The organism is Halioglobus sp. Uisw_031, assembly GCF_047729875.1.
Taxonomy (GTDB): domain Bacteria; phylum Pseudomonadota; class Gammaproteobacteria; order Pseudomonadales; family Halieaceae; genus Marimicrobium.
In genome coordinates this window covers 2,026,512-2,047,034 of sequence record NZ_CP159826.1, presented here as the reverse complement: position 1 = coordinate 2,047,034, position 20,523 = coordinate 2,026,512, and the positions used below count along the sequence as shown (strand labels likewise).

The 20,523-nt window shown below is 51.6% G+C and carries 16 protein-coding genes; 6 read left to right on the top strand and 10 right to left on the bottom strand.

Features of this window, described 5'->3' with window-relative positions; translation table 11 throughout:
* Positions 1 to 39: 39 nt before the first annotated feature.
* The 5 genes from ABXT62_RS09280 to ABXT62_RS09260 all read right to left on the bottom strand — a co-directional run bounded on the left by ABXT62_RS09280 (position 40) and on the right by ABXT62_RS09260 (position 7,058).
* Positions 40 to 2,160 carry a YgiQ family radical SAM protein gene (locus tag ABXT62_RS09280; RefSeq protein ID WP_415354963.1) on the bottom strand — a complete coding sequence of 707 codons (2,121 nt, stop codon included), beginning with the start codon at positions 2,158 to 2,160 and terminating at the stop codon, positions 40 to 42.
* A 233-nt stretch (positions 2,161 to 2,393) separates the two neighbouring features.
* A complete protein-coding gene (locus ABXT62_RS09275) occupies positions 2,394 to 3,026 on the bottom strand; it encodes a hypothetical protein (RefSeq protein WP_415354962.1) in 633 nt (210 codons plus the stop codon).
* A gap of 344 nt (positions 3,027 to 3,370) precedes the next feature.
* Positions 3,371 to 5,770, bottom strand: a complete 2,400-nt coding sequence (locus ABXT62_RS09270; RefSeq protein ID WP_415354961.1) for a TonB-dependent receptor — start codon at positions 5,768 to 5,770, stop codon at positions 3,371 to 3,373.
* 137 nt (positions 5,771 to 5,907) lie between these two features.
* Positions 5,908 to 6,780, bottom strand: a complete 873-nt coding sequence (locus ABXT62_RS09265; RefSeq protein WP_415354960.1) for an ion transporter — start codon at positions 6,778 to 6,780, stop codon at positions 5,908 to 5,910.
* 29 nt (positions 6,781 to 6,809) lie between these two features.
* Complete coding sequence (locus tag ABXT62_RS09260) at positions 6,810 to 7,058, bottom strand: hypothetical protein (protein WP_415354959.1); 249 nt, start codon at positions 7,056 to 7,058, stop codon at positions 6,810 to 6,812.
* A 403-nt stretch (positions 7,059 to 7,461) separates the two neighbouring features.
* On the opposite strand from ABXT62_RS09260, the gene ABXT62_RS09255 reads away from it, so the two are divergent.
* Positions 7,462 to 8,268, top strand: coding sequence for a helix-turn-helix transcriptional regulator (locus tag ABXT62_RS09255; protein ID WP_415354958.1), 807 nt, complete (start codon positions 7,462 to 7,464; stop codon positions 8,266 to 8,268).
* A 124-nt stretch (positions 8,269 to 8,392) separates the two neighbouring features.
* On the opposite strand, the gene ABXT62_RS09250 is transcribed toward ABXT62_RS09255, so the two are convergent.
* The 3 genes from ABXT62_RS09250 to ABXT62_RS09240 form a co-directional block, all read right to left on the bottom strand.
* Positions 8,393 to 9,253, bottom strand: a complete 861-nt coding sequence (locus ABXT62_RS09250; protein WP_415354957.1) for a type 1 glutamine amidotransferase domain-containing protein — start codon at positions 9,251 to 9,253, stop codon at positions 8,393 to 8,395.
* Between the two features lie 115 nt (positions 9,254 to 9,368).
* On the bottom strand, positions 9,369 to 11,579 hold the full coding sequence (locus ABXT62_RS09245; protein ID WP_415354956.1) for a TonB-dependent receptor: 2,211 nt from the start codon (positions 11,577 to 11,579) through the stop codon (positions 9,369 to 9,371).
* 160 nt (positions 11,580 to 11,739) lie between these two features.
* Positions 11,740 to 12,414 (bottom strand): crotonase/enoyl-CoA hydratase family protein, encoded by a 675-nt coding sequence (locus ABXT62_RS09240; RefSeq protein ID WP_415354955.1) that lies wholly within the window; start codon positions 12,412 to 12,414, stop codon positions 11,740 to 11,742.
* 105 nt (positions 12,415 to 12,519) lie between these two features.
* Here ABXT62_RS09240 and ABXT62_RS09235 point away from each other — a divergent pair, with 105 nt between their 5' ends.
* The 5 genes from ABXT62_RS09235 to ABXT62_RS09215 all read left to right on the top strand — a co-directional run bounded on the left by ABXT62_RS09235 (position 12,520) and on the right by ABXT62_RS09215 (position 17,025).
* Entirely contained in the window at positions 12,520 to 13,131 is a 612-nt protein-coding gene (locus ABXT62_RS09235) for a TetR/AcrR family transcriptional regulator (RefSeq protein ID WP_415354954.1), read from the top strand.
* A gap of 47 nt (positions 13,132 to 13,178) precedes the next feature.
* Positions 13,179 to 14,585, top strand: a complete 1,407-nt coding sequence (locus ABXT62_RS09230) for a M20/M25/M40 family metallo-hydrolase (protein WP_415354952.1) — start codon at positions 13,179 to 13,181, stop codon at positions 14,583 to 14,585.
* 59 nt (positions 14,586 to 14,644) lie between these two features.
* Positions 14,645 to 15,226, top strand: a complete 582-nt coding sequence (locus tag ABXT62_RS09225) for a hypothetical protein (protein WP_415354951.1) — start codon at positions 14,645 to 14,647, stop codon at positions 15,224 to 15,226.
* 10 nt (positions 15,227 to 15,236) lie between these two features.
* Positions 15,237 to 15,530 carry a hypothetical protein gene (locus ABXT62_RS09220; protein WP_415354949.1) on the top strand — a complete coding sequence of 98 codons (294 nt, stop codon included), beginning with the start codon at positions 15,237 to 15,239 and terminating at the stop codon, positions 15,528 to 15,530.
* 121 nt (positions 15,531 to 15,651) lie between these two features.
* A complete protein-coding gene (locus ABXT62_RS09215) occupies positions 15,652 to 17,025 on the top strand; it encodes an endo-1,4-beta-xylanase (RefSeq protein WP_415354947.1) in 1,374 nt (457 codons plus the stop codon).
* 240 nt (positions 17,026 to 17,265) lie between these two features.
* On the opposite strand, the gene ABXT62_RS09210 is transcribed toward ABXT62_RS09215, so the two are convergent.
* Both ABXT62_RS09210 and ABXT62_RS09205 read right to left on the bottom strand, forming a co-directional pair.
* Positions 17,266 to 18,729, bottom strand: coding sequence for an alpha/beta hydrolase domain-containing protein (locus tag ABXT62_RS09210; RefSeq protein ID WP_415354946.1), 1,464 nt, complete (start codon positions 18,727 to 18,729; stop codon positions 17,266 to 17,268).
* A gap of 190 nt (positions 18,730 to 18,919) precedes the next feature.
* Positions 18,920 to 20,215 carry an acetyl-CoA hydrolase/transferase family protein gene (locus ABXT62_RS09205; protein WP_415354945.1) on the bottom strand — a complete coding sequence of 432 codons (1,296 nt, stop codon included), beginning with the start codon at positions 20,213 to 20,215 and terminating at the stop codon, positions 18,920 to 18,922.
* Positions 20,216 to 20,523: the final 308 nt, after the last annotated feature.

The window sequence follows — 20,523 nt, the reverse complement described above, 5'->3', positions numbered from 1 at the left end:
TGAATATTGGTGGATGTTTACTGTGAAACAGGGTGAAGTTTACACTCGAGAGTTTCGTTTTGACTGGCGCGGGACCCGCACCACGCCATTGTGTTGCGTAGCGAAAGGCTTGGAGCCTGGGCTGACCACGGGGTGATGCTTGGCCGGTTGGCGTGAAGGGACTAGCTGATGTTTGCCATTGCCAATTAGGTCGGCTCTGCCCATCTTTTTAAGTGCCTGGCGCAATGTTGGCCAGTTATCGGGATCATGGTAACGCAAAAATGCCTTGTGCAGCCGGCGCTGGGTCTGTCCTTTTACGGTGGGCATGCTATCGCTGTGATGAGTAACGCGCTTGAGCGGGTTTTTGCCGCTATGGTACATGGCTGTGGCGGTCGCCATTGGTGAAGGGTAGAACGTCTGCACTTGGTCCGCCCGATACTTGTTCTCCTTGAGCCACAACGCGAGATTCATCATGTCTCTGTCAGAAGTGCCAGGGTGGGCTGCGATAAAATAGGGTATCAAATACTGCTTCTTGCCGGCAGCAATGGAGTATTTTTCGAACATCGCTCTAAATTTTTCATAAGAGCCAATGCCGGGCTTCATCATTTTTGACAGTGGAGCACCTTCGGTGTGTTCGGGCGCAATTTTAAGATAGCCGCCGACATGGTGGGTGACCAGTTCCTTCACATATTCTGGGCTTTGCACCGCAAGGTCATAGCGCAACCCAGAGGCAATTAGGACCTTCTTGACCCCTTTGACACCGCGGGCGCGCCGATAAAGTTTGACCAGTGGCATTTGGTCAGTGTTAAGATTTTTACAGATGCCGGGGAACACACAGCTCAGCTTGCGGCATTTTGCCTCGACTTCTTTGCTGTTACAGGCCAGTCGCCACATGTTTGCCGTGGGCCCGCCCAGATCGGAGATCACGCCGGTGAACGCCGGGGATGTGTCGCGGATCTGTTCGATCTCACGAATGATAGAGTCTTCAGAGCGATTCTGGATGATGCGACCCTCGTGCTCTGTAATAGAGCAGAATGTGCAGCCACCGAAGCAGCCGCGCATAATATTGACCGAGTGTCGGATCATTTCATAGGCTACGATGCGTGCATCACCATAGACACTGTGGGGCACGCGGGTATACGGTAATTCAAATACCTGATCTAACTCATCCGTTTCCAGTGGTATGGGTGGCGCATTGAGCCAGAGTTCGCGGTCGCCATGGGATTGCACTAACGGCCTGGCATTGTGCGGGTTAGTTTCCTTATGCAGTACTCTAGATGCATGTGCATACAGGGCAGGATCGCTCCTAACCTGTTCGAAAGAGGGAATACGGATTACCGCGTTTCCCTCATGGTCTTTGATGTTGCCCATAAATCTCACCGGCTCCACCACCTCGGCAGCGTCTACCTGTGTAGCGCAGCTAGCGGTTGCGGTATCCACATAGGGGTCTATCGGCTTTGAGATTGGGCCTACAACATCAATACTGGTTGAGTCGATAACCTGCCAGCCATCAGGCACGCGCTTGCGCACAAAGGCCGTACCGCGTAAATCCCGAATCTTGTGGATGGGTTCACCTGCCGCAAGACGGTGTGCGAGGTCAACGATTGCACGCTCGGCATTGCCATACAACAACAGGTCAGCGCTGCTGTCCAGCAGGACGGAGCGGCGAATCTTATCGCTCCAATAGTCGTAGTGAGCAATGCGACGCAAACTCGCCTCAATGCTGCCAATCACCAGTGGCACCTGCCGGTAGGCTTGGCGGAGGCGCTGGCTGTAGACAATCACCGCACGGTCGGGACGCTTGTCTCCGGTATTACCCGGGGTATAGGCATCGTCGTTGCGCCGTTTCTTGTCGGCCGTGTAGCGGTTGATCATCGAGTCCATGTTGCCTGACGCCACACCAAAAAACAGGTTAGGCTCTCCCAGAGCCTGAAAGTCTGCGGTAGTCGTCCAATCCGGCTGCGCAATAATGCCCACACGAAACCCCTGAGCTTCCAGTAATCGTCCGATAACCGCCATACCAAAACTGGGGTGATCGACGTAAGCGTCACCGGTGACAATGATGATGTCACAGCTGTCCCAGCCGAGCGCATCCATTTCTGCTCGGGACATGGGCAGCTCAGGCGCTGGGCCGAAGCATTCTGCCCAAAACTTGCGGTGGGAAAATAGGGGTGTCGCCATGTGGGTCGCGTCTTAGAGAAAACGCGCGCATTGTAGCATTTCGCTCGCCCCGTTTCACTGATCAACAATGCCAGCCAATATTTATAAAATGTCTATTTAAATCAATTGCTTGAATGCATGGCGTGCGCGGAGCTAGCCGGTGACGGGAAACTGCCTCGGCGCAACTCGTCGAGTATGTGGCTAGTGCACAGCTGCATGAGTTGGAGGCACTGTGTCGCCAAGCCGGCTAGAGCCTAGGCAGATTTTTTGGTAAAGACAAAGGCATCCAGTAGAGCGGTGACTGCCAGCATCAATAGGCCTAGTATCCAGCGTAAGTCACCCAGATACAGCTGGGTTTCTATTGGGAAGGCTATGGTCTTGGTAAGCGCCGCGTGCTTGAAATGCCAGTCGCTTCTAAACGCCGGGTTGCCAATAATATCCATCAGCGTGCGTCGACTGCGGTAGCGCAATACCGCGCCGCTGTCCCATTCCTCCGCGCCATCTATGCCGACTAAATCCATCGCCCCACTGAAGGTGTCACCCATAATCACGGGGTGCGAACCCCTGGCCAGCATTGCGGGCAACATATATTGCATATAAAGCGCCATTAACTCTTCAGCGCTTGAGCCGGGTTCAGCGCCCTCGACATCATCAGGTGTCTCGTTGTAATCAATCGCATTAAACATCAGAAACTGGCGTCCCGTATCGCCTCGAAATAGATCTTCTGCTCGCGCGATCTGCGCTGGATCAGCACCGTCGGCAAGACGCACGGCGACAAATTCATCGATCTCTTGCTCTGTTAATGGGGCTCTGAAATCGGTGTACCAGCAAAAGAAGACGGCATACAGTGTGAAGCTAGTCAGCCATAGTTTACTGCGAGTGGTCATGGTGTGATCCTGTCGATAGGTGAGTGATTCCCATTGCCACCTTATGGCATATAAGGTGACATTACAATTGATGATGCGACAGAGCGTACACCATGGAGAGAAAGAGGCAGAGCGGTTTTCTAGGAATGCACAGGCGCTATTCCAGAAACAATGAAGTACTCCGGGCTGAGCCTCAGTAACAGTAAGTCCTCTGACGGGCGTCGTTTATCAGGGACAGCGTGCTTGATGACGTTAGAAGAGGGATGAGACAGAAAAGAAAGTTGATGAAGGCAGCTCCTGCAGAGCGGCCTCTGTGTTGAATAAAGCACCTCATGAGGACATGAAGTGCTGTCATTGACCGGTGGCTAGAAATCCCAGCGTACTGTAGCTCCCCAAGTTGCGGGCTCTTTGTAGTAAGCGATAAAACGACCCGTCTGTACAGGAGCGTCAGCAATAGTAGAGGTCGAGTCCGAATCGAGCACATTACGGCCCCAGACGGTGAGGGTTGTTTGGTACTGTTCAAACACCAGTCCCGCCCGCAGATTGACAACGTCGTAAGAGCCGTCCAGCTTTTCCGGATCATTGTTAACATCGGTCATACGTTCGCCGGTCCACACATATTCGCCGTAGGCGAACCCTTCGAGGTTGTCGGCAAGACGGAAACGCTGGGTGGCCGTCATAGCCACAACATTTTCGGGATTGCCTGATACTAAGCCGCCGCTAATATCACAGACACCCGAACCAGGAGCGCTTTCATTGGGGGGTACCGGAACTCCAGCGGCGTTTCTAGGGCCATCCTGCCAGGGTGTGCCCGTCCAGCAGGCGCCGTTAGGAAAATCCGCGTACTCCGCGTGATTGTAAGCGTATGCGAGGGTGAGAGTGGTGTTGTCAGTAGGCAGCCACAGTACATCGATTTCTCCGCCGTAGGTTTCGGCTGTACCGGCATTATCCAGAACAAATCCTGCACCTTGGAACGAGATCGTTTGCAGGTCTTCGGTATCTGTCTTGTGCAGAGCAACATTTATCCGCAGGCCCTGATCTGGAAATTCGGTCTTCAGGCCCAGTTCATACGATTCTGCAGTCTCAGGGTCAAACACGGTTTCGGCTGTCTCCGGTATACGGTCAGTGTTGATCCCGCCTGACTTATAGCCTGTGCCGTAGGAGCCGTAAAACATCGTGACATCGTTCATGAACCAGCTGAGTTTGAGGGTTCCGGTGACCTTGTTCTCATCGAAGTCCTCATCAATATCAGCCCTTGGCGCTAGCTCGGTAAGTTGGTAAACTCCGGGAGGACACTCCGCCCCTGGGGGTAACGGTAGATCACAAGGAAACTCGGTAAACAGTTCGCTCATCTCCTTATTTTCTTTGGTCCAGCGCAAGCCGGCCGTCACGACAAACTGCTCTGTGATGTTGTAGTCTGCCTGACCAAAAATGGCATAACTGTTGTGCTTCTGATCGGCGTTGTTGCGGGCGGTGTATCCAGGGGGTAAAAAGACTTGGGGAAGCGGGGCCCCGAGAGCAAAAAAGCCGCCGAGGGTAGCCGAGTCCTCACCTAGGATAGTATTGGCCTCTGACTTGAGAGTCTGATTCCAGTAGTACAGACCCCCGACATAGTTCACCTTGTCGTCGAAGGCATCGCCGCTGATCTGGAGCTCCTGCGAGTACTGCTCCTGCTCGAGGTCATTGGTTCTGATCAGCGCATCGACATCATAAAAATCAACGTCCCCTTTGTCATAGGCGTCGTGCTTGCGATAGGCCGAGATGCTGGTGAGCAAAAAATAGTCTGTTTGCCAGTCAGCGGTGAGAGATATGCCCTCGTCAGTATTTTGCGATTCAGGTTTAAAGCTAGCACTGACTTTGTAGTCATAAAAATCGTCTCCACTTAGCACCGTCCCGCCAAGATCATCACGGACTACCGTATCGCTGCCTATGATCGCATTTGGCGGCGCTGGATTTTGAGTCTCGAAATTGGTCTGCCAGTTGCCGACGGCACAACACGCCTCGTCAACTTCTGAATGATCGCCAATAAAGCGTAAGGTGAGATCGTCATTGGGCGTATACAGCGCCTGAAAGCGCAGACCCCAGCGATCTCTGTCGTTCAGCGAGTTATTCTCTTGTATCTCTTTCCCGACGAGGTCAACGTAGCCATCGCGGTCCATATTGAAGCCGGTAATCCGCACTGCGAGTACGTCATCGATCAGCGTAAATGATTTGGCACCGCTGATATCGACTAATTCGTAATTGCCCACGCCTCCGCTAAGAAAACCTGACCCTTCGAAGTCAGGGGCCACCGTCTCCAGCAACACCGCTCCAGCGGGCGTGTTTCGACCAAAAAGCGTACCCTGAGGCCCGCGTAATACTTCAACCGAAGCGATATCGATCATATTATTGATCATTGAACCCTGTCGCGACCTGTAGATGCCGTCGACATAAAGGCCGACGGAGGATTCTAAGCCGAAATTCTGTGTGCTGGTGAAAATTCCCCGAATACCGAAGGACGTATTAGACGAGCTTTGCGATTGAGTGACTCTTAAACTAGGTGCGATGGATGCCAGTTCGAACATGTCGCGAACACCGGCTTGACGCAGCTGTTCACCGGTAAACGCTGTCACCGCAACAGGCACATCCTGAAGATTTTGTGAGCGTTTTTGGGCCGTTACCACGACTTCCTCTAGCATGCCATCAGCGATCGCAAGCGTTGGGAAGTAGGCGCACAGCGCGATGAAAACCGCAATGATTGACGTGTTTTTTCGAAGATACATCATAGTTAGAGCCCTGCAATTCTTATTACTGAAATAGCTATCGCTAGCTACCGTTCTTTACTGGCGGGAAGTCTATTCGACTTAGAGGTCATTGTCACAATATTATTTGTCACTTTATTGCCAATATTGTCGCCAAGCACTCACGCGCTCGGCTGCCCCTCCGTTGGGCCAGGGCTCGGCTCAGGGAGGGCAGTGCCGCAGGCGCGGCAGTAGTGAGCCTCTGTATCCCGTTCCACGGCCGCACAGTTGCTGCAATTACGCGCTTCTCGTGCCTGTTTTTCGCTTTGGGCTCTTTGACTCACCGTCAGCTCGGCGGTGATGATGCCAGTGGGTACTGCGATTACGGCATAACCGATCAGCATGCCAACAGCCGAAATCGCACGCCCGATGCCTGAGTGCGGCACCACGTCACCATAACCCACCGTGGTAATCGTCACGATGGCCCAGTAAATGCTCACCGGAATGTTATCGAAGCCGTTTTGCCCGCCTTCAGCAACATACATCAGGCAGCCGAAAATGGTGGTTATCATCATCATGAGCGCGAAAAAGACAAAGACCTTACGTGCTGAGCGCCGCAGTGCCGCGGCCAGATAATTGGCCTCCTGTAATAATGCGAACAGCCGGAGTACGCGAAAAATACGCAGAATACGTAACACTCGGATAATAAGGAGCGGTGCCGCCTGCGGAACCAGCAATGCAAGGTATGTGGGCAACAGGGACAGTAAATCAACGACACCGTAAACACTAAAGATATAACCTTTGCGGTTTGGCGTGCACCAAATTCTGATCAGGTATTCCACAGTAAACAGTAACGTGAAAATCCATTCCAGCTTTAGATAGAGACTGCCATACGCAGCGTCCGACGTCCCCACTGAATCCAGCATGATCACCACAACACTGGCGATGATGACGATGATCAGGACGATATCGAACCATTTTCCTGCAGGCGTTTCTGTCCCGAAAATGACGTCGAAAAATGTTGCCTGAAGTGCCGATTGCTCTCGCTTTGACATAATCTATCGCTTGCCGAGGGTGGGCCGAATTACAATGCAGCCACTATATTAAACGCTGCGTACTTTGTACAACGCGGCAAAATAGCTGCCGGCACGTTAGTGCCCATGCACCAAGAGTCGGCTTTGGGGTAGAGCGTCAGATGGGCTTGTAATTCCGTATGTTTCGCCCATTCGTCCTCCGCTTCTGTTTCCGCCTCTATGGTTGCCAGGTTTCGCTCGCCCATCCATGCAGTACAGTCGCTGACCCAATCCACATGCTGCTCGATGGAGACCAGCATATTTGATAGCACTGACGGACTTGATGGTCCCGTGATGGTGAACAGATTGGGGAACCCGGCAACCGCCAGTCCCAGGTAATCATCGATGCTGCCAACGACCCAGCCGCCGCTATAGTACTAGACGATCACCGATTTCGATGGGCCTCGCAGAGTCAGTGCTGCGCGGCGGTCCACAAAGCAGAGCTGTCTACAGACCGTTGTTGACAACCATCGCGGACGCCGAAATTGAAAATAATTGAAAAAAATAGGGTTTTCCCTACTTTCTAGAACGTTAAAAGCAAGTAAGCTCCATCGAATCAGCCGTGTAGCGTATTCAGTAATGCGTGACGAGTATGGGCGGACTGTTGCGCCATTGTAGGGTCGAAAGGGTCGGTTGCAGAAGTATAAGGAATAGAGCGGCATTGTGCGCAGCCGCACTCAAGGATGCAGAGGTGTTGTTATCAGAGATGCTTTAGGGTACTACATGGGCGTTTTTTCACGCACCGTGGGAAAACAAAATACGGGTATTATCGTCAGAAATTACGAAGGCAAGGTGCTCTCGGTAAATAGTCGTTTCTTAGAGTTAGCTGGGGTATCTGAAAGTTCATCCACTATGACAGTTGATGACTTTCCATGGGGGAATTTAAAGGAGCAAAGCGACGCGGCTGACGTTCTCGCAAAATCTGGCGACGTCAGAGAAGTGGTTAGTCTCTACTTTCACCCGACCAGGCAACAATGGGTGCACGCCGTCTCGGTCAAATTTTGTCATCAATCATCCTGGGCGTTCGGGCGACCACTTGAATGGGAAGGCCAGCCAGTTATCTATATACTCATGATGGATGTTAGCCACATATCACGCGACCTTCCGACATTCAAGCTGTGGAGCGAAGGTACCGAGGTTGACTTTGAAAAAGAAAGGATAGCTTTCCCCAATGGCAGCAGTCTGTCCCGCAACGATCTTATTTGCTTAAGTTACTACCTGGAAAATTTTCCTCAAAGCGGCATAGCCGAGATAATGAGTCAAAGTGTTAAGACAGTAGAGAAAAGAATAGCCGCTATAAAATCCACTCTGCATAATTTTGACCCCCAGTGCTCAAATCTATATGAACTGTGCAGAAAGCACGGTCTCAGGCAGATGCTTGAGATGAAGCGTGACTGGTTTGATAAGAGAACTGTGGCTGCGCAAATTACGAACATGCAATGGCAGGGCAGTCATGACATGCTCTCCTAAGTACGCTACACCCCCTCTTTACTACGCGTGCGGCTCACAAGAGAAGATGTCCGATGTTAATCTCGCAGTAAAAAAGGGCACGACAGGCTATGCGCTAGATTAGCGTGTGACGTCGCTGCAGACGCTATCTCGAATTTTCGGAAACAATTTTAAGGACGACGTTGGCAGCTTCCAATCCAGAATTCTGGTTCTGGCCGGTAACAAAACGCTGTTCATCATCAACCACCACACGCGTTGCGAACAAGTCCCAAAAGGCCGTATTGGACTCAAAAACCACGCCGGCTTTTCTCAGCTCGGTTTCAGGGTGCTGCGGCGTGATCGCAATGCCAAGCTCCTTGATTTGCTTGTCAGTTACGCCGGTCATGCGACGTCCGGAGATGAGGCGGTTGCCGGCATCATCTTTGGCATTAATGAATCCCAGCACACCGTGACAGACGCCTCCAATCACGGGACTGCCTTCGGCATAGTAGGCTTCCGAGATCTTTTCGCCAAGCACAGGTGAATAGCCGAGGTCATAGGCTGCTCCCCAACCTCCCGCCAGAAATATGACGTCGTACTGAGTGAAGTCGACATCATCAATACGCATGGAGTTCTCCATTTTGGCCTGAAGAATCGGGTCCTCAAGATAACGCAGGTCCTCTGGCGTTCTGAACATAAACCCGAGCGTCTGAGGGTCTATTGGAATGTTGCCACCCTCAATGCTGGCGACATCAACCGTCATTCCCGCGTCCAAGAAGGTGTAGTAGGGATGCGTCATTTCCGACAATGCGACGCCAGTTGGGTCTCCGCTAGTCTCTCCGGGAGCATTAAGGATGCCGTGGTTGGTGCCGATCATGAGCGCTCGCTTGCCCGCCGGGATCTGATAGGTAGGGCCAGTATATTCCGGGTGCAGGCCCGCCTTGTGCAACACCGTGGGCAGTGCGACTCGGATGACGATGATGCAAACTACCAGTACACCCAATGTCGTGATTATCGCCTTTTTCATGTGACATGCTTCCTGTGATTAAAGAACTTAGAGATTCCCACAAGGGCCTTAACGGTGATATTTCACTGTGAAATTTACGGTCATGCCACATGTTTTGGCGACCATTACGTTAGGGTCAAAAATTGTATCGCACCGTCACACCCCAAGTGCGCGGAGCCTCGAGGAAGAAGGCGTCGGTGCCTGAGTATGCTATCGGTGCGGCTGCTAATGAGGCGTAGGCCTCATCCGTCGCATTTTTCACCCATAGTGCGGCATCCCAGTCGTCATTGCGCCACCCAAGACGGAGGTTCACCAGGTTTTTGTCCTGTTCCACTGTCTCGGGCTGGTAGGTTGGGTTATTAAAGTGATCGCTCATATAACTGTAGTCACCGCGCAAATACGATACACCCTCAGCGATAGGGAGCAGAAAGGTTGCTGACACATTGCCGCTCCATGTGGGTGCATAGGGCACATCAAAGTTTTGTTCGCTCAGTATGCCGTCAGTATACTCGGCGTCTAGGTACTGTAAGCCACCGCTGAGCATGAGAAATTCCCACGGCGCCGCAGAGACATTAAGGTCTACTCCGGCGCTAGTGCCCTCTGCAGCATTGCTGACATAGGTCCCAACGCCGCTGGGCTGCTGTGCCAGAAACTGTAGATCTGAAAACTCGGTATAAAAGGCCGTCGCGTTGATTCGAAGGCGATTGTTGAACAGTTCTGATTTGATGCCAAGTTCATAGTTGGTGGTATCTTCGTCCTTGAATTCACGGGAAAAACCTTCCGCAGCGACACCGTTAAAACCGCCTGACTTAGTGCCGCTGGAGGCCGAGGCAAACACCATCACCTCCTCATTGACAAAATAGGTGAGATTGGCCAGCCCGGTAAAGCCGTCCGATTCGCGGTTGAAGCTTTCATCAACCGGTGCAAAACCTAATTGTACTAGCGAGCTGCCGGCGGCAAACAATGCCGCAGTAGAAACCGGTTGGGTCAACAGATCTACATCTTTGTTTTCAGTGGTGTAACGTAGCCCTAATGTTGCGGTCCATTGTTCGGTAATGTTGTAGGTAGATTGCCCGAACAGCGCGAAGGTTTCTGTTTCCCATTTGTTGTTAAATAACACGGTATCGCCTGGCTGAACCACTAGGCCAAAAGCCGGACCCAGTCCCGTCGCCGCGCCTCCGACCTGAATAACATCTTCACCGATCTCAACGGGGGCGCTGTTGGGGCCGCCTCGGGTTCGCTTTTCATAGGCGTAAAATCCGCCCAACATATACTGCAGCGGGCCTTCCAAGCCACTGGTTAGGCGCAGCTCTTGAGAATACTGTTCGCCGGAGTACTTGTCATCAACGAGGGCTAGTAGGGCCAGCTCCGAGCGATCCGCGTCCACGGAAACGTTGTAATCGTAGTCGTTCCAGGCGCTGAGGGATGTTAGTACCGCGCTATCCAAGTCATAGTCCAGTTTTATGTTGACACCGTCCGATTCGAGATCAAACTTGGAATTGACATTGACGTTGTTTTTGTAATCAAAAGCATCGTTCTTGGGGACGGGCAAGCCCTGAACGATGAGTTGATCCGTTACTGCGGCAGTCTGTGTGGCATCGGCAGCACAGCAACTTGTATCACGGTCTACGTGAGTGGCGGTCAGTCGTATGCTCAGTGCATCGGTTGGCAGCCACAGAACTTTTCCCCGAGCGTTCCAGTCCTTTGCGCCATTGAGGTCTTTGCCAGTATCGCTCTCCATCCAGCCATCGGTGTCATGCCAGCTGCCTGACACGCTGTAGGCCAGTGACTCGGTGATTGGTCCGGTCACTGAACCCACGTATCTTTGCATCGAATAGTCACCTAGACTCGCTTCTATATACCCTTCAGATTCTTCCAGGTTAGGATTTTTCGTGATCACACTGATGACGCCTGCATTACTATTTTTTCCATACAGAGTGCCTTGGGGACCCTGTAGCACTTCGATACGTTCGACATCGGTCAGGTCTGACATGCCCAGACCTGAGCTCCCCATGTAAACGCCATCCAATATGAAGGCCACGGAAGCTTCCAATGACGGGTCATTCTGTGAGGTGCCAAAGCCTCGAATTCGCAGAGCAGAGGCGAAGGGACTGAGGTTAGTGCTGACGGTGAGTGCAGGCACCAACGCTGCAACGTCACTGAGATCGGTGATGCCGGCCTCTTGAATCGTCATTTCAGAGAGTGTGTTGACTGTAACGGGGACGTCCTGCAGACTTTCGGCACGCTTAGTGGCAGTAACAATGACCTCCTCTAGTCCCTGCGCAAGGGCATGGGAACTACTTATTGAGGTCACAACGGCGACGGTAATCGCGATCAGTTTATGCATGTTCAGCACCTTATTATACTATCTGATTGAGACTTTCAGCATAATATATGCCAAAAAAATTTAACCGTCAATATCGATCAATGTTGCCGCAGCATTTTTTGTCTTACCGGGTTGATGCGCTCTAGCGCTTAAGGCCTTGCGCGGTGTTTTTTAGGGTAAGCTAACGTTTGGCCATTTCGGCCAAGTTGCCGTTCATAGCCTGCAGAGTGTTGGCGCGAATCAACAGCTTGTTAGCGGCATATTGCGCCTGAGGCAGGTTGGCTAATTTCAGCGCGACTTCCATCGCGCGTGCATCCAAAAGGTCGGCCTCCACAGCCTCGTCGATAAACCCTGCCTCCACGGCTTGCTCTGGGTTGTAGACTTCCGACTGCAAAGCCACTCGGGTCATATGCTGTCGGGATATCCGTGCTGTAGTCAACGCCACCAATAAGGGGGTCAGTTCCATGCCGATGGCCGTTTCGGGTAGGCTTATCTTGAAGTTTCCCCGACTGGCAATACGACTGTCACACGTCATAATAATAAACGCACCCATGGCGACGCCGTGTCCGGTACAGGCGGCTACCAAAGGTAGTGGAAAGCTGTACAAACGGACCAGAAGGTCAAAGCCCCTTCCAACCATTGTCATGCCGAGCTCGACACCTTTTTTGAACTCCTCTAGGTCGAAGCCGCCGGAAAAAATACCTTCGCGACCCCTCAGAATAACGGCGCTGACTTGCTCCGCCTGCGCGCGGTCCAGACCCGCGTTGATGTCATCCAGAAACTGAGGGCCCACTGCGTTCGCTTTACCATCGTCGAATGCGAGGATGGCGATATTGTTGATCACTGTATATTCCACAAGGCGTTCCTCAAGTTTTCCTATGACATACATACTGCCACTCGCTGTTTAGTGGAGCAAGTGGATGTGCTAACCTGACCCTCTTGTCTAGCTGTGGTAATGATTGTGAGCAACCTTTTACAGAACAACAAAAACCTCGATTCTGCCCCCCGGCCTGATGGCCGACGCGAGCGTGCTGAGCGCACGCGGCAGGCAATTATCGATGCCGCAGGGGGCATGATAGTGGAGGGCATCCTGGCGCCCACAGCGCAGCAAATAGCGGACCGGGCCGGCGTCGGCATTCGGTCTTTCTTTCGCCACTTCCTCGACATGGAAAGCTTGTTTCTGGCGGTGGACGGCCAAAGCCGGGACAGCATGGAGGCGCTTTTCATGGGAGGAGACCGCACTGGCACGCTTGACGATCGCATTCTGCACGCCGTTGAACGTCATGCGCAAGGGTATGAAATTCATGCGAATGCTATTCGCGCAGCCAAAGCGAATTTCTGGCGCTGGGAGCTGATGCATAAGAATTACCAGCGTTACCAGCGCGGTCTGCGTAAAGACCTTGAGGATTGGCTTCCTGAGGTGAAAGACTTGCCGAAAGCTGAGCGGGACACTGTCGATGCGATAGCGTCTGGCGAGATGTGGTTGCGGCTGCGGGATGTGCAGGAGCTGAGCAAACAGCGGTCCATCGAAATCGTGGTCAATTTATTGGCCGTATTGATACCGAATACTTAGGCCTAGGATATCTGCGCTTGGGTGTCATATTGTCATGAGGTGAGTGGATGAAACTGTTACTAGCGCTTTTTGCGGTAGGGCTGGGTTCAATGTATGCGGAGGCGCAATCACCTGTCTCCGCCGTTACCCCAGCGATGACCGTGACAGCAAATCAGCTGCTGGCGTCGGCGAGGCAGGATAATCAAGGGTATGAACTGGTTCGATCCCTGACTACAGAAGTCGGTCCTAGGCTGGCTGGAACAGAAGCCGAAGCTCGTGCCCGGCAGTGGGCAGTGGAAAAACTTCAGGTATTAGGGCTGCAGAATGTCCGGGTGGAGCCATTCCAAGTCCCTGTGTGGTTGCGTGGTGTTGAGCTCGGCGAGATTGTGTCACCGTTTCCGCAGTCCTTGACCATTACCGCGCTGGGCGGTAGTGCCAGTACTGGGAAGCAGGGCGTAGAGGCTGAGGTCGTTGTGTTCGACTCACTATCAGCGCTGCAGCATGCGTCACGCATGCAAGTGGAAGGCAAAATTGTATTTATTGATGAAGTCATGGTGCGAAGTCGAGACGGAGCGGGCTATGGCCTTGCAGTGCAAAAGCGGTTGGCGACCGCCTATGTGTCTGAGCAACTGGGTGCTGTCGCGGCGCTGATTCGTTCAGTGGGCACCAGTAGCCATCGTTTTGCGCACACGGGCCAGATGCGTCAGGCAGGCGCTGACGCTGAGGCTGGCGTGCCAATGGCGGCGCTCGCGGCGCCGGATGCCGATCAACTCAAGCGAGCGCTGGCGTACGGTAAGCCGGTCACGGTGAAGCTGGTCATTACGCCACAACGACTCCCGCCTGCCTCTTCCGGCAATGTGATTGGTGAAATTGTCGGGCGCGAGGTGCCGCAGGAAATCGTGCTGGTGGGAGCGCATCTCGATTCATGGGACCTGGGCACCGGTGCCGTTGATGACGGCGCAGGCATTGGGATTGTATTGGGCGCGGCTAAACTCATCATGCAGCAGTTGCCACAGGGTCCCCGGCGCACCATTCGTGTGGTTCTTTTTGGCGCTGAGGAGGTGGGGACTGTGGGTGCAAAGGCTTATGCCCGCGAGCATGCCACAGAGCTGCCCGATCACATTGTCGCCACCGAGTCAGACTTTGGGTCAGGCGACATCTGGCGTTTTGATAGCCGTGTCGATGAAGACAAGCTGCTGCAGATGGCCGCTATCGCAAAGGTGCTAGAACCGCTGGGAATAGCACCGGGGAACAATACTGCTAGGGGTGGCCCAGACCTGAAATATCTACGCGAGATGGGCGTGCCTATTGTCAGTCTTTTGCAGGACGGTCAGGATTACTTTGATTTTCACCATACAGCCGATGATACCTTCGATAAGATCGCGCCTCGCGCCCTTGACCAGAATGTAGCTGCTTATGCTGCATTTATGTATCTGGTGGCGGAAACTACGGCAGATTTTCGCCACCAACATTAATGATCAATTTATCAAATGGCAGTGATAGGTGTTGGGCGACCCTGACTAATGATGTGTTCATGGCGCCATTTTTGAGTGAAGACCAATGCCGCAGTCTGCTTTATGCGATAAAAAATCAGCCGGGAAAGAGCAAAAACACGCTGGATAACCCAAACAATATGCATGAATACGGCGCGATCTTACATGATCCGGATCTGAGGGCCTGGATTAATGAATTGGCTAACACCACGCTGAAGGGAACCATACAGGAAAAATTTCCGGGTATGCCAGGACACTATTTTTCTAGCCATCACAGCTTTATTACGATCTATGGCAAAGAGGCTAATCAAGACCTGTCACTGCATGTCGATGCTAGCCATATAACGCTGAATATCTGCTTGGAAAACCAGGCTCAGGGAGCCGATCTTGTCTTTACGGGTACCCGTTGCCGAGATCATGTTGATACGCTACCCGATGATCCTATGACCCGATTGACATTTCGGGCCGGTGACGCGGTCCTACATGCTGGTAATCAACGCCACTTCGTCACCGATTTAGAGTCTGGTAGTCGTACAAATCTCGTGATTTGGATGCGCCTAGAAGGAGAGGCCTACGATCATGGCAATCCCTGGGTCGTGAAGCGCTGTCCTATATGCCAATGAGCGTCCCGATGTGGCGGTGATATCTCCCGTGGAGATCAGATGCCAGATCAATGTGAAGCTGTGGCTTGTGATTAAGCGTGTTTTTGGAGAAATAGGCGGCCGCAAGATGGACGATTTCCACTCTGGCTTCAGCCATACCAACTATACAAGCGCTATAGGGATCGCTAAAGAAATTTCGGCGGCAGATCAAACTGATGCAGTTCGAAACTGGGCTGCTCCCTTTATTCCTAAGCCTGCCATGCTGGAGCGTGGCATCTTAGTTCCAAGCGACTCTCCGCCAGATAAAAGGATAGATACTCAGTAATGCCGGAATTATTGTGCTGAAAGAGGCAGCACTAGCTTCAGTGTGCTTTGAAATCTATGGCATGTAAGATAACGGCTATATCGCCATGTTTACGAATAAGGGAATAAGGGAATAATAAGTTATGTTGTATATAAATATAGCTGGTCGAATTATGTTGTTAAGTTTCCTTCTCACCGCCGGGTGCTCCGACAACAAAGGAGATGAGTCGCTTGGTATTGTCGACGCTGCCCCGACCTTGGCCAATACTGCAACTTTTCCGATCGGAAATGCAATATTCTCGCAAGACGATCCACGATTTTTCGAATACGAATTAAGCTATTCGAGAGTGCTTGATGTGATAAAAGAAGAATCCGACTATGTTGGACACGACGAGCTTTTTCGTATCCGTGAAACACATCCTACTCCTAACACCACTGACTATGCGAGGCTAGACGCCTTTGTCGATTTTGCAGAGAGCGAAGGCTATAGGATACACGGCCACAATCTTTTCTTTTATTCGGATGTCGGAGCAGACAGTTGGATCTCTGAGTATAGAGAGAATGGTACTTGGACACAGGAGCGATGGCTAAGTTGGTTTGAGCAATATGTCAAAGACAAAGTGGGCCGTTATAAGGGTAGAGTGGCGTCATGGGATGTATTGAATGAGCCTTTATATCGAGTATTGTTGGATGATCCTGATGCGCGTAATATTTTTATAGACCTGGCTGGAAAAGATATTTATGCCAAAGCGTTTCAATGGGCTAGAGAGGCGGATCCGCAGGCAAAGCTGGTGTTGAATGAGTTTTTCTTGGGACCTAATGGGGCTGTCAAAACCGACGATTTGATAACACTTGCCGACGAAATTGGCCGTGCGGGTGCGCAGGTCGATGTAATTGGATTTGAGGGTATTTATTTCTTTTCGCCCATGATATTCACGAGCTACTCGTACAATTATGAGCGATTTAAAAAGGCGGCCGACGCCGGCTACATGGTCACTATTTCTGAATTAAACATAGGATTGAATACCTTCCCCGCTGCGGGTAAATTTCAAAGCCAAACGAGATTGCTGCACTCTATACAACGAAAAGCCTTTAACAATATAGTGCGCGCCTATCTTGATGCGGTGCCGCCAAAGCAGCGATGGGGAATGGTGACTTGGGGTGTTGCAGATTATAGTGGGTTTTTACGATTTGGAGATATCTTTAAGGCAATTAGGGTTCCGGGGGGTGGCTCGGAGTGGCCTTTGTTGTGGAATGACGACTTCAATAGAAAGCCTGCTTACTATGGTTACATTAGTGCATTGACAGGCGTTGAAGAGCCTTTTAAGTACGCCTCTGTTTATGATGAAGGTGAGATAGCTGACGACCTCCCTTTATCGCAAGACTTTAGAGCAGATCTTCTGGAGAAATTGGACGTGGAAAAAAATGCCTTGATTGTCGTGCCTTCGTCAACGACTGCTGAAGATGGGTATTATCAGGAGGTCAAACAAGAGATCCAAGATAGCCCCAACCAATAAGCACAAAGATCGGCTGCATATAGGTCGTCAGGTGAATTGGGCTCAGGGAGGGGAGACGTCGTCGTTATAGCTGCGCTTCGACGCAGAAATGTTGAAAGAGATCTGCGCGGCGCGCGACATTGAAACAATGAACCTAGGTATACTAATTGTGTGTCTATTATAGTCGGAGCTAAGGCAAGCGCTAGGAACCAATAACCAATAACGCTGCACGCCTATTAAGCGCCAGCTCATGATCTCCCGTTAGTCCCCAAATATGTCCGACTGAGCAGCATAGGCCTTGATGAGCGCAGCGTCTTCCGGAAGGAGAAAGCCCAGTGCGACGGCCTCGTCAGTCGCCATATTGACTTTGCTAACATAGGTGTTGTTATCTCCATAAAGTGCCGCCAATGTTTGTGCGTCAAAGAGCTTTGTGGTGCCAAAGAGCCTGTTACAAAAACCGAAACTCTCTGATGAGTTTCCCTCTCCGGACAAAGTGGCCATAGGAGCATTGACATATGAAGTGCGTATCCCGCCTAAAGCGATCCCATACGCGTCGCGAGCCAACCGGACAGGGGATCCTTCAAGCGTTAGGCGCTCTGCCTTCGCTGGTAGCTCTCCGCTTACTGCCCATCGATTCAGCGCTGCGAAAGCCGCGTTAGTGAGCCAGTGCTGTGGCCCCATATTAATGGGCTTGTCACAAAAAAGTTTGCTTTCAAACACCGCGGCTACTTGAGGGTCTGTGCCTGTATCACTATTAGTTGTTATCGTAATATAGTAGTCAGCATGTGCTGTGCCAGCCGTCTCCCACAGCCGGAAAGAGTCTGAATCAGGCTGCCGGCTGAGATACGACTCCAAGGCAACAACGTCGGACTCGGTCTGAAACATCATGACAGGTACTTCGAAGTCAGGGCGAACCCGCACAATGTCCGGTGCAATGATTTCAGCTTGTGGGGTTTGTGACAGTGGCGCACTGCTGTAATAGCGAGAATGTATAAGATAGCCCTCAAACATTCTATCAATAAGCGCTAAAGCATTCACATAGGTTAGGATGCGTGTAGCCGACTGAGACTCACCGGCAGCCAAGAATGTTTCGGCGTCTAGCGACCCTAGTGGACCGGTATCATCTTTGCTTCTCAGTAGCTGGGCGACCTGCGAAAATATTGAGTATGAAAAGCTATCTCCGGGATGATCCAGCGGCGCATAACGTGTCTCGTTTGAGGTCTTTAGGGCAGATACACCTCTCGACTGCGCCGATACCCCGACCCACGTGTAACCGCTGCGCATCAGTTCGGTATGCGCCAGCATCCAGTCATTACCAAGATCTGCTCCGGCAGAAACATTTAACCACTCCACGACCACGGTTTTGTTGAAGTCGATTTTTGCAGTAGGACGGAAAACGACAATGCGGGTGGTATATTCTGCTGCCTCTGCCTCCTGTACCTGCCACTCGCCCGATGAGGTCAGTTCGTTGACATTGGTATAGGAGTAAGCCGTGCCTGATATAAAGTACTCTGCCTTTTCATAACCTTGGTCTGGAAAGAACGTGCCCGGCAATGATGCGTCGCCCGGTATAGGACCTTCCATCATAGGCATGGGCACAATATTCGCGGGCTGCTCATTATCGTTATCGTTGCTATCACTGCAGCCTGCTAACAACAGTAAGCTGATGGTCGATGCAATCACGTAAGTACATAGTGTGGAATTAGAAATATGTCGAAAAGCCATGCTTAAGTTGCCCGCTTTTTATAGGACCGTTGCTGTCGGCCTGTCCACAAAACCTAGGCTATCTACACGGCTATGTAAATCTTTTTCAATATTAAGCCAGTGCCTGTTCAACAGAGCATACCTCTTATGCAAAACGTACAAGCTCATGTGGCGCAGTAGATGGCGAAATTTAGAGACTTTTAGCGGGTGCTCAGATGGATCCCACGCGCTCAGCCGAATCGTGGAGGGCATCTTGGAACTGTGGGTGCGCTATACCTGCCAGCGCATGGGCACGTTCTTTCGCCGTCAAGCCAGCTACTTCAGCTGCACCAAATTCAGTGGCCACAATATCCAGTTGGTGTCGCGGCGTTGTAACAATAGTGCCTGCAGCGAACTGGGCAGTGATGCGTGATGTGAGCTGCCCGTTTAGCGTGACAGTGGCGGGGAGGCAGATAATCGAGCGGTCGTCTTCTTCCAAGCTGGCGCCGGAGGTAAAGTCTTCATGCCCGCCGATACCTGAGTACTGGCGCCCGTTAATGGTGTCAGCAACGATTTGACCCGCAAGATCAAGCATCAGTGCGCCATTGATTGAACGCATGTTGACATTGTCGGCTATGACCGAGGGTGAATTAATGCATTTAGCGGGGATAAATTGCACTTGGTTATTCTCATGTAACCACTCATAGAGTTCTGCACTGCCCAGCGCAAATACACAGACTGATATTCCTTTAAAGATACCTTTATGTTCATTGCTGACTTTTCCGGCCTTGTACAGATGCATGAGTCCGTTAGTAAACATCTCACTATGAATACCGTAATCCCCGTTGGGGCCTTGCGCCAGTGCTTTTACTACTGCGCCTGGTATGCTGCCGAAGCCTGTCTGCAGGGTAGCTTTGTTAGGAATAAAAGGCTGTATATGTTGCGCCATTTTTGTTTCTAGCGCGCCCAGAGGAGCATCATCTACTATGGGTGGGCTAAAATCGCTTTCGATTAAAAAGTCGACATCATCGATGTGGATGCGATGTGGATAATCCGGGAAATTGCCCATCGTACGCGGTAATTTTGGCGTGGTAATGAAAATGAGCAAACGGTTCGGATCTTGGCTGCAAGCGACGATGTCGTCATATTGCGTGGCATTGAGAGACAGGCTGACATAGCCATCGCCGTCAGGTGGTGTGACGGCGCTTATAAATACCCGGGTTGGATTTTTTTTGGCAAACAATGCCTGCCGACGAAGATCGGCGGGTATATACTGCACATCTCCACCAGCAGCGTGCATACTGCGCTCGACAGGTCCAAAAAAGGACGAGCGTAATTTAACATTGGGGTGCGATAACACATCGTAATTGGACAATAGCATCGCTGAATAAATCGTCAGGTCCTGCCAGTCGTCGCGACCGCTCAGCGCATCCATGAAGGGCGCAGGCAAAACCGGACCGAGTCCCAGAGTGATGGTGTCGATGGAGCGCAGTAGCTGGACAGATTCCGCAGCGGTAATAACTTGCATTTTATCCCCAGATCAGTAAGGCATTCAGTATACCTTTCGGTGGATATTGCAGTCTACCTACGGCAGCGTTTTCGTTGTGTTCGGCATTGTGTCGGGGATGCATGTGATACGTTTCAATGATGTAATAACAACAATAGTTGGCAGTGTTGTGTCCAGAAGTCTCTTTCTTCTGCGTCCACACCGTGTCTGTGCGCTGCCACCCATTCGAAAAATCCGGGCATCCGGTTTTATTTACTGAACTGATTAGATTAAACTGAGGCGGTAACTTACACTGATAGGCATATCGTCTGTGTCGCGGACCCTGTCGA

What these genes read in the sequence shown, in the direction of transcription:
- ABXT62_RS09270 (WP_415354961.1), bottom strand. Translation starts at nt 5,770, where the DNA reads ATGATGTATCTTCGAAAAAACACGTCAATCATTGCGGTTTTCATCGCG.
- ABXT62_RS09205 (WP_415354945.1), bottom strand. Translation starts at nt 20,215, where the DNA reads ATGCAAGTTATTACCGCTGCGGAATCTGTCCAGCTACTGCGCTCCATC.
- ABXT62_RS09245 (WP_415354956.1), bottom strand. Translation starts at nt 11,579, where the DNA reads ATGCATAAACTGATCGCGATTACCGTCGCCGTTGTGACCTCAATAAGT.
- ABXT62_RS09280 (WP_415354963.1), bottom strand. Translation starts at nt 2,160, where the DNA reads ATGGCGACACCCCTATTTTCCCACCGCAAGTTTTGGGCAGAATGCTTC.
- ABXT62_RS09225 (WP_415354951.1), top strand. Translation starts at nt 14,645, where the DNA reads ATGGCGCCATTTTTGAGTGAAGACCAATGCCGCAGTCTGCTTTATGCG.
- ABXT62_RS09230 (WP_415354952.1), top strand. Translation starts at nt 13,179, where the DNA reads ATGAAACTGTTACTAGCGCTTTTTGCGGTAGGGCTGGGTTCAATGTAT.
- ABXT62_RS09250 (WP_415354957.1), bottom strand. Translation starts at nt 9,253, where the DNA reads ATGAAAAAGGCGATAATCACGACATTGGGTGTACTGGTAGTTTGCATC.
- ABXT62_RS09215 (WP_415354947.1), top strand. Translation starts at nt 15,652, where the DNA reads ATGTTGTATATAAATATAGCTGGTCGAATTATGTTGTTAAGTTTCCTT.
- ABXT62_RS09210 (WP_415354946.1), bottom strand. Translation starts at nt 18,729, where the DNA reads ATGGCTTTTCGACATATTTCTAATTCCACACTATGTACTTACGTGATT.
- ABXT62_RS09260 (WP_415354959.1), bottom strand. Translation starts at nt 7,058, where the DNA reads ATGCTGGTCTCCATCGAGCAGCATGTGGATTGGGTCAGCGACTGTACT.
- ABXT62_RS09265 (WP_415354960.1), bottom strand. Translation starts at nt 6,780, where the DNA reads ATGTCAAAGCGAGAGCAATCGGCACTTCAGGCAACATTTTTCGACGTC.
- ABXT62_RS09275 (WP_415354962.1), bottom strand. Translation starts at nt 3,026, where the DNA reads ATGACCACTCGCAGTAAACTATGGCTGACTAGCTTCACACTGTATGCC.